Origin of the sequence: Salinimonas lutimaris (assembly GCF_005222225.1) — a bacterium.
Lineage (GTDB): Bacteria > Pseudomonadota > Gammaproteobacteria > Enterobacterales > Alteromonadaceae > Alteromonas > Alteromonas lutimaris.
On sequence record NZ_CP036536.1, the window covers coordinates 1,391,241 to 1,408,751 of the forward strand.

The 17,511-nt window shown below is 50.5% G+C and carries 15 protein-coding genes and 5 tRNA genes; 13 read left to right on the plus strand and 7 right to left on the minus strand.

Annotated features, from left to right (window positions below):
- Nucleotides 1–6: 6 nt before the first annotated feature.
- A complete protein-coding gene (locus EZV72_RS05840; RefSeq protein WP_232364518.1) occupies nucleotides 7–1,062 on the minus strand; it encodes a transporter in 1,056 nt (351 codons plus the stop codon).
- 243 nt (nucleotides 1,063–1,305) lie between these two features.
- Here EZV72_RS05840 and EZV72_RS05845 point away from each other — a divergent pair, with 243 nt between their 5' ends.
- Together EZV72_RS05845 and EZV72_RS05850 are read left to right on the plus strand one after the other, a co-directional pair.
- Entirely contained in the window at nucleotides 1,306–2,340 is a 1,035-nt protein-coding gene (locus EZV72_RS05845) for a zinc-binding alcohol dehydrogenase family protein (protein WP_137166364.1), read from the plus strand.
- A 162-nt stretch (nucleotides 2,341–2,502) separates the two neighbouring features.
- Nucleotides 2,503–3,411, plus strand: a complete 909-nt coding sequence (locus tag EZV72_RS05850) for a histone deacetylase family protein (RefSeq protein ID WP_137166365.1) — start codon at nucleotides 2,503–2,505, stop codon at nucleotides 3,409–3,411.
- Nucleotides 3,412–3,414: 3 nt separating this feature from the next.
- Here the strand turns inward: EZV72_RS05850 and EZV72_RS05855 are convergent, their stop codons facing one another.
- The 4 genes from EZV72_RS05855 to tsaA all read right to left on the minus strand — a co-directional run bounded on the left by EZV72_RS05855 (nucleotide 3,415) and on the right by tsaA (nucleotide 7,716).
- On the minus strand, nucleotides 3,415–4,332 hold the full coding sequence (locus EZV72_RS05855) for a phospholipase A (protein WP_232364519.1): 918 nt from the start codon (nucleotides 4,330–4,332) through the stop codon (nucleotides 3,415–3,417).
- Nucleotides 4,333–4,348: 16 nt separating this feature from the next.
- A complete protein-coding gene (locus EZV72_RS05860; protein WP_137166366.1) occupies nucleotides 4,349–5,182 on the minus strand; it encodes an MBL fold metallo-hydrolase in 834 nt (277 codons plus the stop codon).
- A gap of 36 nt (nucleotides 5,183–5,218) precedes the next feature.
- A complete protein-coding gene (locus EZV72_RS05865) occupies nucleotides 5,219–6,922 on the minus strand; it encodes a proline--tRNA ligase (protein ID WP_137166367.1) in 1,704 nt (567 codons plus the stop codon).
- Between the two features lie 86 nt (nucleotides 6,923–7,008).
- Complete coding sequence (tsaA, locus tag EZV72_RS05870) at nucleotides 7,009–7,716, minus strand: tRNA (N6-threonylcarbamoyladenosine(37)-N6)-methyltransferase TrmO (RefSeq protein WP_137166368.1); 708 nt, start codon at nucleotides 7,714–7,716, stop codon at nucleotides 7,009–7,011.
- 328 nt (nucleotides 7,717–8,044) lie between these two features.
- On the opposite strand from tsaA, the gene EZV72_RS05875 reads away from it, so the two are divergent.
- The 4 genes from EZV72_RS05875 to EZV72_RS05890 are packed head-to-tail and all read left to right on the plus strand — an operon-like array spanning nucleotide 8,045 to nucleotide 12,553.
- Nucleotides 8,045–8,968 carry an ABC transporter ATP-binding protein gene (locus tag EZV72_RS05875; protein WP_137166369.1) on the plus strand — a complete coding sequence of 308 codons (924 nt, stop codon included), beginning with the start codon at nucleotides 8,045–8,047 and terminating at the stop codon, nucleotides 8,966–8,968.
- Nucleotides 8,965–9,699: an ABC transporter permease subunit gene (locus tag EZV72_RS05880; protein ID WP_137166370.1), complete on the plus strand. Its 735-nt coding sequence runs from the start codon at nucleotides 8,965–8,967 to the stop codon at nucleotides 9,697–9,699. The genes EZV72_RS05875 and EZV72_RS05880 overlap by 4 nt, the downstream gene beginning before the upstream one ends.
- Nucleotides 9,700–9,703: 4 nt before the next feature.
- Nucleotides 9,704–11,551 carry a GldG family protein gene (locus tag EZV72_RS05885; RefSeq protein WP_137166371.1) on the plus strand — a complete coding sequence of 616 codons (1,848 nt, stop codon included), beginning with the start codon at nucleotides 9,704–9,706 and terminating at the stop codon, nucleotides 11,549–11,551.
- Nucleotides 11,552–12,553, plus strand: coding sequence for a DUF4340 domain-containing protein (locus EZV72_RS05890; RefSeq protein ID WP_137166372.1), 1,002 nt, complete (start codon nucleotides 11,552–11,554; stop codon nucleotides 12,551–12,553). It abuts the gene before it with no gap.
- A 29-nt stretch (nucleotides 12,554–12,582) separates the two neighbouring features.
- Here EZV72_RS05890 and EZV72_RS05895 read toward each other — a convergent pair whose 3' ends face one another.
- Entirely contained in the window at nucleotides 12,583–13,155 is a 573-nt protein-coding gene (locus EZV72_RS05895; RefSeq protein ID WP_137166373.1) for a DUF1415 domain-containing protein, read from the minus strand.
- A 1-nt stretch (nucleotide 13,156) separates the two neighbouring features.
- A complete protein-coding gene (folD, locus tag EZV72_RS05900) occupies nucleotides 13,157–14,011 on the minus strand; it encodes a bifunctional methylenetetrahydrofolate dehydrogenase/methenyltetrahydrofolate cyclohydrolase FolD (RefSeq protein WP_137166374.1) in 855 nt (284 codons plus the stop codon).
- A gap of 595 nt (nucleotides 14,012–14,606) precedes the next feature.
- Here folD and EZV72_RS05905 point away from each other — a divergent pair.
- From EZV72_RS05905 to clpP, 7 genes are all read left to right on the plus strand, one after another.
- Nucleotides 14,607–14,683, plus strand: a tRNA-Pro gene (locus tag EZV72_RS05905).
- A gap of 24 nt (nucleotides 14,684–14,707) precedes the next feature.
- Nucleotides 14,708–14,784 (plus strand) — tRNA-Arg (locus EZV72_RS05910).
- A gap of 108 nt (nucleotides 14,785–14,892) precedes the next feature.
- Nucleotides 14,893–14,968 (plus strand) — tRNA-His (locus tag EZV72_RS05915).
- A 7-nt stretch (nucleotides 14,969–14,975) separates the two neighbouring features.
- Nucleotides 14,976–15,060: transfer RNA gene (locus EZV72_RS05920), tRNA-Leu, on the plus strand.
- A gap of 31 nt (nucleotides 15,061–15,091) precedes the next feature.
- Nucleotides 15,092–15,168, plus strand: a tRNA-Pro gene (locus EZV72_RS05925).
- A gap of 297 nt (nucleotides 15,169–15,465) precedes the next feature.
- Nucleotides 15,466–16,770: a trigger factor gene (gene tig / locus EZV72_RS05930; RefSeq protein ID WP_137166375.1), complete on the plus strand. Its 1,305-nt coding sequence runs from the start codon at nucleotides 15,466–15,468 to the stop codon at nucleotides 16,768–16,770.
- A 99-nt stretch (nucleotides 16,771–16,869) separates the two neighbouring features.
- The gene (gene clpP, locus EZV72_RS05935; protein ID WP_137166376.1) at nucleotides 16,870–17,496 is read left to right on the plus strand and encodes an ATP-dependent Clp endopeptidase proteolytic subunit ClpP; all 627 of its coding nucleotides are present in this window, start codon (nucleotides 16,870–16,872) and stop codon (nucleotides 17,494–17,496) included.
- Nucleotides 17,497–17,511 lie beyond the last annotated feature (15 nt).

The following is a 17,511-nucleotide window of genomic DNA, read 5'->3' on the forward strand; positions in this document are numbered from 1 at the left end:
TGTGCCTTAAAACATCGTTGCCAGCTGGATGCCGGCCCGCCATACTTCTTTAGGCTGCGGGCCGTTAAGATGCTGGTATACCGGCTTGCTGAAATCAACAGACAGGGTCATGCCACCACCCAGCTGCGTGGACAAACCGGCCATCAGACTGACTTTATCACCGCCGTACAAAGCCGGATTAGTGATACTGGCAGGATAGGCAAAATTTCCCGGTACCGTGATTTCATCATCCTGACCGTGAATAGCATCGGTATGACGGTAATCCATGCCTGCCTGCAGGCCAACAACCGGGCTGACCTGGAACCGATAGCGGCTGCTTACTTCGTAATTGTTGCCAAGCCGATAGTGGCGATCATTGGTACCGCTGCGAATCATCGCCGATAAGGCAATAGTAAAGCTGTGAGCACCCAGGGTTTGCCAGCTGACTTCAAGCGGGAAGTCATACGTACCAGAACCAATTTGCATCGTATACGGTAACTGCTGCTCACCGGGCGCTCTGGGTGTATCACCGGTTTCATCAATTGAACCGGTGGGCAGGCTAAGTCCGCCACCCAGCCAGACTCGGTATTCGGGTGTCGCGTAGGCCAGCCAGCGGGCATTGACTACAACATCCCCAATGCCATCGGAGCTGATCAAAAAATGGTCATAACCGGGTACCACACTGATGTGATCGGTTAACTGACGGATAAACGGCAGCTGCACACCCACGGTCAGTCCCCAGTCATACTGATAACTAAGGTTTGCGATGGTGGCAAACTGGTCGATTACTGTGGGTAGTACCGGAAAATTAGACTGTGTACGGGCTTCTTCACCCGGCGTAAATAACACCTCGTCCAGAGACAAATCACTGTCGCCCTGCATATAGCCATCAAATTCTACGGCTTTAAACTGTAGCGCCATGCGCCAGTTTCCCGTTTGTTCCCGGGAACTCTCCTGAATATCTACATCCAGCAGGTCCTGAAAACTGAGTTCCGCAAATTCCGACGGAGTACTCTGGGCACAAACAACACCGCTACACACAGAGGCAACAAGAGCGGGTAGACTGAATGACAAGCTACGCATAAATCTGATTCCGTGATTAATGATAATTCCCTTGGCGATTAAACCGCAGCACCAGAGGAAAAGCGAGATAAGAAAGTCGCTCAGGTTATTATAAATGATAAGTTTAGCACGGCTTTAGGATGAGTAAGGATTCAACAAAAGGCGCATTTTTTATCAGTCACTGCTTTTTGCGATAACCGCCTGCCTGGTTGGTCATTATCATGATACGCTGATTTTTTATCAGCGGCGCATCAAGGAGATACCATGCTTGCTTTTGGATACAAACAGGCCAGCGAAACCCCTCACGAGGGCAGCATTATGCCCACGAATATGGCAAAACCGGTACCGGCTGGCCGGGACTTGCTGATCTCAGTCAGGGCTATTTCCGTGAACCCGGTTGATACCAAAATCCGGCGGACGGTGTCGCCCCAGCCTGACGAGTTTAAAGTGCTGGGCTGGGATGCTGTTGGCATCGTGGAGCAGACCGGTCATGACTGCTCACTGTTTAATGTTGGCGACCGGGTGTTTTACGCCGGAGATATCTCCCGGGCCGGTAGTAACGCAGAGTATCAGTTGGTGGATGAGCGGATTGTGGGCAAGGCTCCCCAACGTCTGAATGACGCCCAGGCTGCCGCATTGCCGCTGACTGCGTTAACCGCCTGGGAGCTACTGTTTTCCCGGCTTCAGGTGCCAGCGGATGAGCAGGGCGCTGGGCAATCCATTTTGATTGTCGGGGCTGCTGGCGGGGTGGGATCAATCATGATCCAGCTGGCTAAACAGCTGACGTCACTTAATGTCATCGCGACCGCCTCACGACCTGAAACCCGGCAATGGGTGAAAGAACTGGGGGCCGATGTGGTGGTGGATCACAGTCATGCACTGGACGAACAGCTGGCCAGGCAGGGCGTTGAGTCGGTTGATTATGTTGCCAGTCTGACCCATACCGATCAGCACTTTGAAGCCTGTGTGAGTATCCTTAAACCCCAGGGCAAATTCGGGCTTATTGATGATCCTGCATCCATCAGTATTGGTGCCCTGAAACGCAAAAGTATTTCCCTGCACTGGGAGTTTATGTATACCCGTTCACTGTTTAATACGCCAGATATACAGGAGCAGCATACGATATTAAACCGGGTCGCCGAACTGGTGGACAATCAGACTCTGACTACAACGCTGGGTGAGCATTTAGGCGTTATTAACGCCGACAACCTGATTAAAGCCCACCAGATAATAGAGTCAGGAAAAGCAAAGGGGAAACTGGTACTTGAAGGTTTTGAGCTTGTTCCGGGGGTCAAGTGAAATAGCATAAAAATAAGCTGGCCTGAAGAAAATAGCGATTACTGTCGAAATGGTAACGATAGTCATGGCCGGTGATGTTGAACGGGTGGTGCCGGCCTTGACCCGCTAGCAGATTACGGTAGGCTTAAGAGCCTTAAAACTGACCCTGCCCGGGGAGAAGATTTGTCGGCATCAATACCACTGGTTTTTCATCCTATTTATAGTCAGCTGGACTTACCGGTGCGCCATCGGTTTCCGATTGAGAAGTATCAGGGAATTCATGATGCCCTGCTGGTGCGGGGTATATCTGCGGATGCCTTTACCCGGCCAGCACCGCTCAGTGTGGCCAGCTTAAAAGCGTATTATGATCATGACTATGTTGACCAGCTGACCGCCGGCACTCTGGATGCAAAAGCCATGCGACGGATTGGTTTTCCCTGGTCTGAGCAATTGATTCAGCGGACCCTGACCGCGGTGGGGGGCACTTGTCTGACCGCCGAATTAGCCCTTGAACACGGCATCGCGCTGAACCTGACCGGTGGCTATCATCATGCCTTTGCCGATTTTGGCTCCGGATTCTGCCTGTTTAACGATTTATACCTGGCCGCCAGAACCATGCAGCAACAGCCGGGCATTGACCATGTACTGATTATTGACTGCGATGTGCACCAGGGAGATGGGACGGCCCTGCTGGCGGCCGGGGATTCATCCGTATTTACCCTGTCCATTCATGGCGAGAAAAACTTTCCGTTTCGTAAACAGCATTCTGATCTGGATATCGAGCTGCCTAAAGGGTGTGAAGATGAGGCATATCTGACAGCGCTGGAAGAGGCGTTACAGCTGGCATTTCGCTGCTTTTCACCGGATGCGGTGATCTATGATGCCGGGGTGGATGTGCACAAAAATGATGATCTGGGTCACTTACATATCAGCACCGCCGGCGTACTGGCCCGGGATTGCATGGTATTTGAAACGTGCCGGCAACGGGGCTTGCCGGTGGCAGCTGTGATTGGTGGCGGATATCAGCGTGATATTGATGCGCTGGTGGACGTGCACCTGCAGCTTTACCGCGCCGCAGGTGTGATTGCCTGAAAATCAGAGAAAAATCAGCTGAAAGCCAATACCAACACGCTCCTGAGAGCGGTCATAATCAATCAGCGAGTCACCGTAACCATTAAAATACTGCACCAGTAATTCATAGCGGTCGGAGAGCGGATACGTCAGGTTCAGCTCGATGCTGCCCCGGTTAGTGCCAAAATTCAGATTATTGCGTAGTTTAGCCAGCATTTTAAAATTACCCAGTCGACGCCCGTAACCCAGTTCTACCCGGCCGTAATAATCCTGAATGTTAGGGTTATCATCACCGGTCGGTTCTAATGGGTCGGCTTTTTCATCTTCCGGGATCCGGTACCAGGCTTTCAGATAATAGATGTCATCCTGATCAGAAAACAAAAAGGTGGTGAATAACCGGTTCCAACTGCGCGAGCGCAGGCCACTCTGGCCATTGGACATGTGATTAAAGCCTACCTGAAAAGCATTAAAGTCGTATCCGAGCACTGTGATATCGGCTTCCTGCATATAAAATACTTCAGGCTCATAATTGGTTTCACGAAATGGCTTGGAAACCTCGCTGTTGTAAAGCTGCCAGAAGGAGGTGAGGGTAAACCCGAAATACAGGCCATCGGCGGAGTCACGATGGGTGTACAAAGGCAGCTTTACGCTGAGCTGAAACTTGGCTTCTTTGTTATCTACGTTATCTGGCGATAAATCCTCATTGCCCAGTGAATTGGGATTAGTCACATAGGTAATTGGCAAAATAAAATTAGGCCGGTGCTGGGTTATCACAAACAGATTGTCCATTGCTTCGCGGTCTGCTTCAAAGCGATTGCTTAGCATGCTGGGTGCATCTTTGGCCTGTTCAGTGGTACTACTGTCCTGCTCTGCGGATTGCTGTGCAAACACCGGAGCGCTGCACAGGCCCAGCCCGGCGGCGAATAACAAAGGTTTCAACAAAGTGTGACTCCTGCAATTATAATTGTATGGTCAGTCCTTCGGCGGCTGCCTCAAGTACCAGGGGCGCTTCTACCGAGGCAATATAGTCGTGGCAATGGGCAAGGACCTTATCAATATCATCATCGGTGCGTTCCGGATCATGGCTGTACAGAGCCAGACGTTGTGCCCTGCAGGCCATGGCCAGTTTCACCGCTTCCTCTGCAACAGAATGACCCCAGCCAGATTTTTCCGGCATATCGGAAATCATATACTGTGCATCATGAATAATTAAGTCTGCGCCCTGGGCAAATTCCACAAAAGCCAGAAAGTCCGTTTCTTTTTTATACGGCGGATACAGCTCGTTGTCGGTCATGTACACCACTTTTTTACCATCGGCCACAATGGCATAGGCACTGCCTTTACCCGGATGATTCAGTGGCAGGCGGGTGACTTGTGCTGATGCAATCTGCCATTCATCACCGCGGGGGCTGAAAAACTCAATGTCGGATAACAGTGCACTGGGCGGAACCGGAAATACAGAGCCGCGCATCTGCCGCAAAATCTGATCATCTTCGGCCAGGGTAGTTTGCCCGGGCGTGATGATAATTTTGCGATCTTCCTGAAAAATAGGGGAGAAAAACGGAAAACCCTGAATGTGGTCCCAGTGATTGTGTGACAACAACAGATGAATAGGGGTGTTTTTGTGAAGCAGCTGTTTACCCAGCTGGCGGATACCTGTACCGGCATCCAGAACAATATCCGTATTATCAGCGAGTTCGACATGTACGCAGGCGGTGTTCCCGCCATAGCGTACAAAATCGCTTCCCGGTGTGGGGATAGAGCCACGCACACCGAAAAATGTTACCTGCATAATTCCTCCTGCTGTAGGCGTTGTGCCTCAGCAGAATCAAAGCGCAGTGATAAAGTCCGGCAGAGCGTCAATATCCAGCAGTTGCTTTTCACCTGTGCGGCGGTTTTTATATTCAACCTGTTGATTGTCCAGATTTCGCTCGCCAATAACAATGCTATGAGGTATGCCAATTAATTCCATGTCATTAAACATAACACCCGGGCGCTCTTTGCGATCGTCAAACAGAACATCAACACCAAGCGCTTTCAGCTTCTCGTACAGCGCTTCGGCAGTCTCTTTGATGCGCTGCGACTTATGCATGTTCATCGGAATCAGGGCAATCCGGAACGGTGCGATAGGATCAGGCCACATAATGCCGAACTTATCGTGGTTCTGTTCAATAGCTGCTGCCACAATCCGGCTTACACCAATGCCATAGCACCCCATGGTTAAGGTCTGGTGTTTACCTGTTTCACTCAGTACCCCGCAGTTCATTGCTTTGGAGTATTTGTCGCCCAGCTGGAAAATATGGCCCACTTCAATACCACGTTTAATGTCCAGCGTACCATTCCCATCAGGTGACACATCACCGGCAACCACATTGCGGATATCCGCAGCCTGTGGCGCCTCTGCCCAGTTAGCATTGGTCTTCAGCTGACCCGGTACCTGCGTTCCACACACAAAGTCCGCAGCGGCTGCGGCGCTAAAATCTGCAATCACCGGAACATTGAGCGCTGTCGGGTCGGCAAATTTAATACTGCAACCTAATACTTCGGCAGCTTTTTCGTCGCTGGCAATCACCAGCGGCGAGGCCACTTCATCCAGCTTCTCAGCCTTGATGTCATTAAGAGTATGGTCGGCTCTGTGAACCAGCGCAAGCCAGCGGTCGCTTTCTTCGTCATCGCTGTAAGCTTTCACCAGCACAACCCTAAGCGCCTGTAGTGGCTGAATATTGTTGTCTGACAGCCCTTCTTCAAAGGTTTTACCCTTGGCCACGGTCAGGGTCTCGCTGGCATTACCGGACGGGGTGGCCGGGGCCGGCTGGCCGGCTGGAGCCATTTCAACGTTGGCGGCGTAGTCAGAGCTGCTGGAAAACGCAATGGCATCTTCGCCAGAGGCGGCCAGTACGTGGAATTCATGTGACACGCTGCCACCGATGGAACCGGAGTCTGCGATAACGGCACGATAATCCAAACCCAGACGGTCAAAGATATTGCAGTAAGCGGTATACATTTTCTGATACGTTTCGGCCAGGCATTCATCTTCAAGGTGGAAGCTGTATGCATCTTTCATGGTGAATTCGCGCCCACGCATCACCCCGAACCGCGGACGAACCTCATCCCGGAACTTGGTTTGGATCTGGTACAGGTTCAGTGGCAACTGTTTGTAGCTGCTGACTTCGTTACGCACCAGCGCCGTGATCACCTCTTCGTGTGTCGGGCCCAGTACAAAGTCACGCTGATGGCGGTCTTTTACCCGCAGCAGCTCCGGGCCGTATTCTTCCCAGCGACCTGACTCTTCCCACAAATCAGCAGGCTGAACCACTGGCATCAGCACTTCAATCGCACCGGCCTTATCCATTTCTTCACGCACTACGTTGGCAATTTTATTCAGTACCCGTAACCCGGATGGCAGCCAGGTATATAAACCGGAAGCCAGCTTTCTAATCATGCCGGCCCGCAGCATTAACTGATGGCTGATAATTTCTGCATCTGCAGGGGTTTCTTTCTGTGTGGAAAGTAGGTATTGACTGGTGCGCATTGTTTGCGTTTCATCCTTAGGGAAAATTAAAACGCGCGTAGTTTAGCAGTAACCATAAAGGGTAAAAAGCAAAATGTCCGCTCTCTTCAGACCAGCTCAATAGCCTGTACTATGATTGCTGATTCACGCACCTGCCAGGCAATGTCCAGATCGTATAGCAGGACCTGATAAACCTTCTCGTCATCAAGGTTTTTGTGCCGGTAGGCGGGTCGTGGGTCCTGCTGCAATACTGCGGTTATCAGCGCGGCTAAATCAGGGTGGCGCTGACTGTGCTGATGCAGCTGGGGTAGGGCCTGTTCGCTGAAACTGACCGGCCGGTGAGGAATTGGGGCGTAATGGTCAAGATTATCACTCGCCTCGATACTATCGGCATAGCGGATATAAGGCTTGATATCGATAATTGGCGTACCGCACAGCAAGTCAACCCCGCACACGTTGAGTACCGGCTGACCGTTGATGATCTTAACACCGTGGTTTTCCACCACTGACATGCCCATCGGGTTTGGCCGGTGGGTGCTGCGGCTGGCAAACACGCCCAGTGTGGCATTCCCGCCCAGACGCGGAGCTTTAATGGCGGGCTTCCAGCCCCGTTCCATGGTCTGATGAAACACAAACAGCAGCCAAAGGTGACTGAAGCCATCAATGCCTTTAAAAACCTGCGGGTCGGCATAGTCCGGGTACAGGTGAATCTGCCCCTTGGCCCGGGCCAGGTTGGGCTGACGGGGAATGGCAAATTTTTGCTTAAACGGGGTGGTGATGGTGCCCACCGCAGAAAAAGAAAATGGGGTATTCATAATGGTATGGCTACTGCCTTTGTTATCGCCTGGCCACTATTGTGCCATAAAAGTGGTAGTACTTGAGCGTTACCATCAGAGCCGGTCAGGCCATGCGCGAAAGCAGATACCCACTCAAGGTGCCCGTTAATACCTGATGCCTGTGTGAAACAGGCTTTTTTCTTGCAAGATTCATTGAACCCCACCGGCATTAGCGGATATCCTTTAGCAGTTAATTTTACGCTGCTGTTGAATTTTATGCGCAAATCGCTATCTATAGAGCGCTTATCACAACAATGACTTTTTCGCGCCTCACGCAGCAAAACACAGGTAACGCATCAGGAATACCATGATTTCAGTGAAAAATCTGTCCAAATCATTCGGCAAGTTCAGTGCCGTGGATGATTTGTCCTTTGAGGTAAAACCCGGTGATATTGTCGGTTTTCTGGGCCCGAATGGCGCCGGTAAGTCCACCACCATGAAAATGCTGACCGGGTTTTTAACCCCCACCTCGGGCCATGTGCGGATTAACAACCGCCGGGTTGCCCGCAATACTAAGCGTCTGCAGCAGATTATCGGCTATTTGCCTGAAGGGGCGCCGGCGTATGGTGAGATGACAACTTTTCAGTTTTTGCACTTTATTGCTGATATTCGTGGTCTGCGTGGTAAAAACAAACGTCAGCGGCTGCGTGAGGTCATTGAGCAGGTTGAACTGCAGGATGTGCTGGCGCAGGATATTGATACACTGTCAAAAGGCTTTAAACGACGGGTGGGCCTGGCTCAGGCACTGATTCACGATCCGCAGGTACTGATTCTTGATGAACCGACCGACGGTCTGGACCCGCTGCAAAAACAGCATGTCAGAAAGCTGATAAAAAATGTCGCGAAAGATAAGATTGTTATTGTGTCTACCCATATCCTTGAAGAAGTCAGCGCCGTGTGTAACCGCACCATTATTATTGCTGACGGACAGCTGCGGTTTGACGGCACGCCCAAAGATCTGCAAATGCAGTCCCGTTATTGCCAGGCGGTGTCCGTTAAGCTGAGCTATGCCGCTGATATCAGTGGCTTGCTGGAAGTCGACGGGGTCATGGATATGGAAGTGGATAAAGAAACCGGCGAGGTGACACTGTTTCCCGAACCGGGCAAGTATATTCTTGGTCCTGTAACCGAACATGTTAACCACTACCGTTTGCCGATTGAGCGAATGTCGGTCGACCCCGGCCGCCTTGACGATGTATTTGTACGAATTACGGCGAGGAACCCTTCATGATGAACGCACTATTTATTGCCCGCCGCGAATTTGCCAGTTTTTTTGCCACCCCGGTGGCGTATGTGTTTATTGCGATTTTTTTGATGATGAGCAGTATTCTGACTTTTTTTGTCGGCGATTTGTTTTCCCGCGGACAGGCTGACTTACTGCCGTTTTTTAACTTTCATGCCTGGCTCTACCTGTTCCTGGTGCCGGCTATCGCCATGCGCACCTGGGCCGAAGAACGCCGTTCTGGCACTATCGAGCTGCTGATGACCCTGCCGGTCACGGTAACCGAAGCCGTCGTGGGTAAATTCATTGCAGGCTGGGCGGTGCTGCTGCTGGCATTAATGCTGACCTTTCCGCTGTGGCTGACGGTGAATTATCTGGGACATCCGGATAACGGCGTGATACTGGCTGCCTATATCGGCAGCTGGCTGATGGCTGGTGCGTTTCTGGCTATCAGCATGTGTATGTCAGCACTGACCCGTAATCAGGTTATTGCGTTTGTCATGGCTGTGGTGGTGTGTTTTGCGTTTGTCTTATCCGGCTCAGATATCATTTTGAGTGCATTCAGTGGCTGGGCCGATAACAGCGTGCTGGACACAGTGGCATCGTTTAGCTTTCTGACTCATTTTGAAGCCATGTCACGGGGCGTACTGGCTCTTAATGATGTGATTTATTTTATTCTGGTAACCGGGCTGTGGTTGTATGCCAGTCAGATTATTGTTGAACAGAATAAGGCGGCCTGAGTTGATGAAACGTTTTACTGCAGCTTCCACCCTGATACTCATCGCGCTACTGTTTGTGGGCCTGGTGATTGTCAACAACCACTTGTTTGATTCAGCCCGCCTGGATTTAACCGAAGGACAACTTTATACCCTGTCGCCGGGCACTGAGTCGGTCATCGAAAACATTGATGAGCCGGTCAAATTATACTTTTTCTTTTCTGATACCACATCCAAGGGGATGACGGGTATGCGCAATTATGCTGAGCGGGTCAAAGCCCTGTTGCGCGAGTACGAAAAGGCGTCGTTTGGTAAAATTAAGCTGGAGGTTATTGATCCCAAGCCGTTTTCCGAAGCTGAGGACGACGCCACCCGGTTCGGCTTAACCGCGGCGAAACCCGGCGATGGCAAAGAGCAGGTGTATTTTGGTCTGGCCGCCACAAATATGCTGGATGATCAGCTGGTGATTCCGTTTTTTGATGTGAATAAAGAACAGTTTTTAGAATATGACCTGAGTAAGCTGCTGTACCAGTTAAGCCATGCCACCAAGCCTAAGCTGGCCATGGTCACCGACATGGCAGTGGACGGCGGGCAAAGTCCGGTAACCGGTCAGTACCAGTCTTCCATGGTGTTTTTTGAACAGCTGGAGCAAATATTCGACATTGATGTCATTGAGTCAGATATGAGCTCACTGCCCAAAGACACCGACGTTATTATGCTGGCCCATGCCCAGTCGCTCAGCGAGTCGTTAAAGTACGATATTGATCAGTTTGCCATGCAGGGCGGGCGGGTTATTGTGTTTGCTGATCCGCACTTTGAGTCGGATATGACAGCCCTGATGGGAAACCGTGGCGCCAACAGCTCCGGCACCGGTCTGTTGTACAGCTGGGGCATCGATGTATCGCCTAAACAGGTGTTGCTGGATGGTAAGCTGGGGCTGGATGTGCGCAGCAATGCCGGTAATGTGGTCAAACATCCTGGTATTATCGGGTTGGGCAGCGAGCAAATGAACCGTGAGGATGTGATCACCGCCAACCTGGAGTCGATTAATCTGTCATCTGCCGGTGCGGTGTCGTTATTGCCTTCATCTACGCTGGATATGCAAACATTGCTGCATTCTTCAGACGATGCTTTTCTGGTGGATATCCGCTCTTACCTGCCGACTCAGGATCCGGCGGCGTTACAGTTATTACTGGGCAAAAATGGTAAGCAGTACACCATTGCCGGCTATTTCACCGGCAGCACGGTGTCAGCATTTGGTGAAGCGCCGCCGATGAAAGACGGTCGTCATTTTATGGCTACCACAGAAGATCTCAATGTGATGGTGGTCGCGGATGCAGATATGCTGACAGACCGTTTCTGGGTGCAGCAAAGTCAGTTCTTCGGGCAGACCGTGAATTCCCCGTTTGCTAACAATGGTGATTTTGTCTCTAACGCGGTAGAGAAAATGGCCGGCAGCAAAGCACTTATCAGTATCCGTAGCCGGGGTAAAACCACCCGTCCGTTTACCCGGGTAGAAACGTTAAAGCGGGCTGCCCAAAAACGGCTGCGTGAGCATGAACAACAACTCAGGGATCAGCTGGCCGCCACCGAAGAAGAGCTGGCGAAACTGCAGAGCCAGCGCGGTCAAAATGGCGCACTGGTACTGACTGATGCCCAGCGCGACACGGTGGACAGCTACACTGAAAAGCGGGTGTCTATCAGAAAACAATTAAGAGAAGTGCAGTACGAGCTGGACGCCGAAATAGACACTTTAGGTAACTGGCTGAAATTTTTGAACATTGCAGTAGCTCCACTGGTTTTAGTGGTAGTATTGTTCCTCATTTCACTGGCGCTGAAACTGCGCCCCGGAAAGGCGTATACCAAAAGGAAGTAAATGAACATTCGCATACTTGTTCTGTCTGTGCTGGTGGCTGTATCAGGTGGTGCAGCCTGGCTGCTGAGCTCTGAACCCAAACAGCAGCAGGTGCAAAGCGGTCCGGGCCCATTATTTGAACGCCTGGCCCGGGACAGCCAGAAAGTCTCATCGGTGAAAATTGAAAGCCACGATGGCGTGTTATTTCAGGCTGATCGCAGCAGCGGTCGCTGGCTGGCGAACCATTTGAATCCGGATGCCGGTTTTCCGGTCAATACCCGGGTGGTAGCGTCACTGATCACCGGCTTATCCCGGGCCCGGATCGTGGAGAAAAAAACCAGTAAGCCGGAAAACTACGCTCGACTGGGAGTAGAGGATATCAGCAGCAGTAACGCCCGGTCGGTCAGAGTCACGCTCAGCGACGGCAAAGACACCTGGCAGGTGCTACTGGGCAACAATGCCCGTCAACAGGGCGGTATGTTTGTGCGGCGGGATGGGGACCCGGCGAGTCTGCTGATTGACCAGCGCCTTCGGTTACCCGCATCGGCCACCGACTGGCTGGCATCGGCCGTTATCCCGTTTCGTGAAGATACCCTGGAACAGATCGAGTTTTCGCAACCAGCGACTACCGCGCTACTGCTGGCCAGAAAGCCCCGTAACGAACAACAATGGCACATCGTGACAGACGGGACAGCACTGGCCCCGATTCGTGATGAAGAGCTGGCCTATCCGGAAATCATCAGTCAGACCATTACCGATATGCTGGACTTTCGCTTTTTAAGCGTCCGGCCTTATCAGCAGGCGCGCTGGGAGGCTCAGCCTATGGCCGGGCGAGTGGTTTTCACACTGGCAGACAATACCCAGGTGATGGCGCAGATTAAACCGGCGGCGGAGCCCAGTCAGTACCTTATCTGGATCGACACACCTGACAGTCCGTCATGGGTCAGTGACTGGATATTTACCGTATCGGCTTATCAGGGCAAAGCGTACCTGACGAATCTGGGCAGTTTACTGGCCAGATAAGCTACTTTATCGCATAAAAAAGCCGGAATTTATTCCGGCTTATCTTTTTGCTGAGCGTGTATACACTGGTTCAGTTGCTTATCAAAGTAATCGCTGCCCAGCTCTTCAGTGACCGCCATATTGCGTTCAAATATGGCTTCCGGGTCGGGATAGTCTTCCAATGCCCGGGTAATATCATCTTCGCGAATCAAATGCAGGGTCGGGTAGGGGGAGCGGTTGGTATAATGCGAAGGCGCATTGCCCGGCTCACCTTCAAACTGGTAGTCAGGATGAAAGCTGGCCAGCTGATACACACCTTCATATTGCCACTGGCTTAACATCGCATGGGCCAGATCCAGCATGTCCAGATACCCGGTAAACCGGTTGAAAGCCGGCACCATCAATAACGTAGTAGAAATATCAGGCTGTTCGTCCAGCCGTTTACATTCTGCATGCAGGGCCAGCATGATATCCTGCACATCTTTACTGCGCGCCACGGTGTAGTGAATGGTATCCGGCTGACGTACAAATTTGGCAAACGGGCAGAAATTATGCCCGATGACGATGTTGTCCAGCCAGGCTTGCATGGCGCTGACGATGGCGCTATCGGTTGCGTTTGTCATATCAGGAATGGTACTTCACATACGCTTCCAGCGTATTTTCTATCAGACTGGCGACTGTCATGGGGCCAACACCACCAGGCACCGGCGTGATCCAGCCGGCCCGTTCTTTGGCTTTGTCAAATTCCACATCACCAATCAGTGAACCATCAGCAACCCGGTTAATACCCACATCAATCACAATGGCGCCAGGCTTGATCCAGTCACCGGGGATAAAGTTAGGTTTACCTACTGCCACAACCAGCAGGTCGGCACGACTCACATGAGCACGCAGGTCTTTGGTGAACTTGTGGCAGGTGGTTACTGTGCAACCGGCCAGCAGCAGCTCCAGCGACATCGGACGGCCGACAATATTAGAGGCACCAACAATAACTGCATCCAGTCCTTTTACAGGACGCTTAGTTGCCTCAATCATGGTCATGATGCCTTTTGGCGTGCACGGGCGCAGTGCGGGTACTCGCTGGGCAAGCCGGCCGATGTTGTAAGGATGAAAACCATCTACATCTTTATGCGGCTGAATGCGCTCAAGTACTTCCTCGGCGTTCAGACCGGCCGGTAAGGGTAACTGCACCAGAATGCCGTCAATTTCCTTGTCATTATTTAATTCATCCACCAACGACAGTAAGGTTTCCTGATCAGTCGTTGAAGGCAGGTCATAAGAGCGGGAAATAAAACCAACCTCTTCACAGGCTTTTCTTTTATTAGCTACATAAACCTGAGAAGCAGCATCGCTCCCCACTAATACAACAGCCAGGCCAGGTTGTCGTTTGCCGGCAGCCTGAAGTGATTCTACATAAGAAGCCACATGCTGACGTACTTGCTTGGCAATCAACTTGCCATCAATGATATGCGCGGTCATAGGTATTGGAACTCTTTACTATATATAGGAGACAAAAAACATCGCGCGCTATTGTTTCACAAAACGCACAGTCGCTACCAGTGAATGATGGTGCTTTACACTATGCCGCCTTCTACATGACGGCTTATCTGATTCGAAACGCAGCGTTGCTGCAAGGGCTTTTTCTTTTCACCTATATATGGAGGGACAAGCCCATTGCCCGGGAATGCTTTGCCTAAGCCCTGAAAACCCTTTTTTTAGTTTAAATTAGCACGATATTTCAACAGATTAGGCAATATATGTACATAATGTTCAAAAGCTGTTCGAACAATCAGATTTATTTGAATTAGTGCTTGCGTCGGGTAGGGCACATGGGCATAATGCGCCTGCGCTTCGGGGGGAAGGCAACAACGCCCCGGTGCTGGCAGAAGAAGCCACCTTTTGATGACTTGCTTGCAAGATATGATTAAAGGTTTGTTTTTTCTACTTTTCCTGCCGGTTTGCATGTTTTGTAAACGGTTAAAACATTTTTTCAAAAAAGTGTTTGACGCAGGTAGGGGAAGTCAGTAAGATGCGCATCCCGTAACGGAGAGGAACATTCCTAACGTTGCATTGTCGGTGAGTGGCGCAGTTTGGTAGCGCACTTGGTTTGGGTCCAAGGGGTCGCAGGTTCAAATCCTGTCTCACCGACCACTTTAGCTAGCGATGATTCGCCGGGCGCCCGTAGCTCAGCTGGATAGAGCAACGGCCTTCTAAGCCGTGGGTCGCAGGTTCGAATCCTGCCGGGCGCGCCATTTTTATGCGGGTCAGGTAGAAAGGCAAAAGTAGCATTTTATCAGTGGCATATGCCCTGGTTAAATGGTAAAGTAGCCGCAACGCGTCGTTAGTTAACACCATCTATGGTGGGCGTAGCTCAGTTGGTAGAGCCCCGGATTGTGATTCCGGTTGTCGTGGGTTCAAGTCCCATCGTCCACCCCACTTTTTCGCGGAAGTGGTGGAATTGGTAGACACGCTGGATTTAGGTTCCAGTGCTTCACGGCGTGAGAGTTCAAGTCTCTCCTTCCGCACCATATCGAAATCATCCTGATTTCACATAATTGCCGGTGAGTGGCGCAGTTTGGTAGCGCACTTGGTTTGGGTCCAAGGGGTCGCAGGTTCAAATCCTGTCTCACCGACCAGTTTTTATCCCCTCTGTTTTGCCTATATTTCCTTTATTAATCAAAATCTCATCTATTTGCCTTGATCCGTGCGTATTTAAACGGTTTTGTTGGCCTTTGCCTCTCGACTCTCAATTTATGGGGCTGTATACTACCGCGTCTTTTTTTAAACCAACGTGTTTAACTCGCGGTTATGTCAACAGCGGTTATACCAACGTTAGTACAACCACCTCTGAACCAGTAAGACACCGCCATTTGGCAGCAAGGGGATGAGGCAAGAAACCAAACGTCAAACGGACGTATAGTTGAGGTAATATAATGCAAGTTTCAGTCGAGACGACCCAGGGTTTAGAACGCCGTCTTACTATTACCGTGCCAGCAGATTCAATCGACTCTGCCGTTAAAGCACGTCTACAGCAATTAGCTAAAACACAGCGTATTAATGGTTTCCGCCCGGGCAAGGTTCCGGTTAGCGTTATCCAGAAGCGTTTTGGTGAGGCGGTTCGTCAGGAAGTTGCTGGTGATGTAATGCAGCAAAACTTCTATCAGGCAGTTATTCAGGAAAAAATTACGCCTGCTGGCATGCCTAAATTTGAACTGACTAAAGATCAGCAAGGCGAAGATCTTGAGTATGTTGCGTCATTTGAAGTTTACCCTGAAGTAGAGGTAAAAGGCGTAGAAGATCTGGAAATTGAAAAGCCAGTGGTTGAAATTAGCGACGAAGACCTCGATAACATGATGCAGACGTTGCAACAGCAACATGCTTCGTGGGCCGAAGTTGAGCGTGCAGCTGAAGACGGCGACCGTGTTGTTATGGATTTTGTCGGCAAAATCGACGGTGAAGAATTCGACGGCGGTAAAGCAGAAGATTTCGCTCTTGAGCTGGGCAAAGGCCGCATGATTCCTGGCTTTGAAGAGCCAATTGTAGGTGCCAAAGCGGGCGACGAAGTGAAAGTTGAAGTGACTTTCCCGGAAGAGTACCACGCTGAAGCGCTGAAAGGTAAAGACGCTGTTTTTGACGTCACTGTGAAAAAAGTGGAAGGTCAGGAACTGCCTGAACTGAACGACGAGTTTGCTACTCTGTTTGGTATTCAGGAAGGCGGCGTTGACGCACTGAAAGACGAAGTGCGCAAAAATATGCAGCGTGAACTAGACCAAACCCTGAAAACTCAGGTAAAAGAAAATGTTATTGCTAAACTTCTGGAAGCAAACGAGGTTGAAATACCTCAGGCGCTGATCGACCAGGAAGTTGAAGCACTGCGTGAACAGGCGAAACAACGTTTCAGCCAACAGGGCGGTGGCGCAAACATGCCAGAGCTGCCAGCTGAACTGTTCACCGACAACGCCAAACGTCGCGTTTCTATCGGTCTGCTGTTAGGTGAAATCATCAAGCAGAACGAACTTGAAGCTGACGATGAAAAAGTAGCGTCACTGATTGAGACTTCAGCCTCAGCGTATGAAGATCCTCAGGAAGTTATCGACTATTATAAAAATAATGACGAACTGATGCAGCAAATGAAAAATGTTGCATTAGAAGAGCAGGCCATTGAATGGGTACTGGCTAAAGCCAAAACTCAGGACGTGACCAAAGCTTTTGATGAGGTTATGAACAAACAGGCATAATGTAACTCTGCCGGTTTGACTTAACCTGTCAGCAACTGCTTAAATGCTCGGAACTTTCCGAGCATTTTTGTTTTTAACGCTAACAAATCAAGGTAGATAATGATCAATCCATTAGAACCACAAAATGCACTGGTGCCTATGGTTGTCGAGTCGACTTCCAAGGGTGAACGTTCCTACGATATTTACTCTCGCCTGCTAAAAGAAAATGTTATTTTTCTGGTTGGTCAGGTCGAAGATCATATGGCAAACCTGATTGTGGCCCAGATGCTATTTCTGGAAGCTGAAAACCCAGAGAAAGATATCTACCTGTATATCAATTCGCCGGGTGGCTCAGTAACAGCAGGTATGGCGATTTATGACACCATGAATTTCATTAAGCCAGATGTCAGCACGGTATGTGTGGGACAGGCGGCAAGCATGGGCGCATTTTTATTATCAGCGGGGGCAAAAGGTAAACGTTATTGTCTGCCTAACTCACGCGTAATGATTCACCAGCCACTGGGCGGTTTCCAGGGTCAGGCATCAGATTTTGAAATTCATGCAAAAGAAATTCTGTCTATTAAAGAGAAGCTGAACCGACTGATGGCACAGCATACAGGTCAGGATTATGAAACTGTGGCACGCGATACCGACCGGGATAATTTCCTTAGTGCAACAGAAGCCAAAGAGTACGGATTAATCGATCAGGTGATGGCAAACCGATCTGACGTGGCTGCTTCTAAGTAGTATAGTAATAGAAGA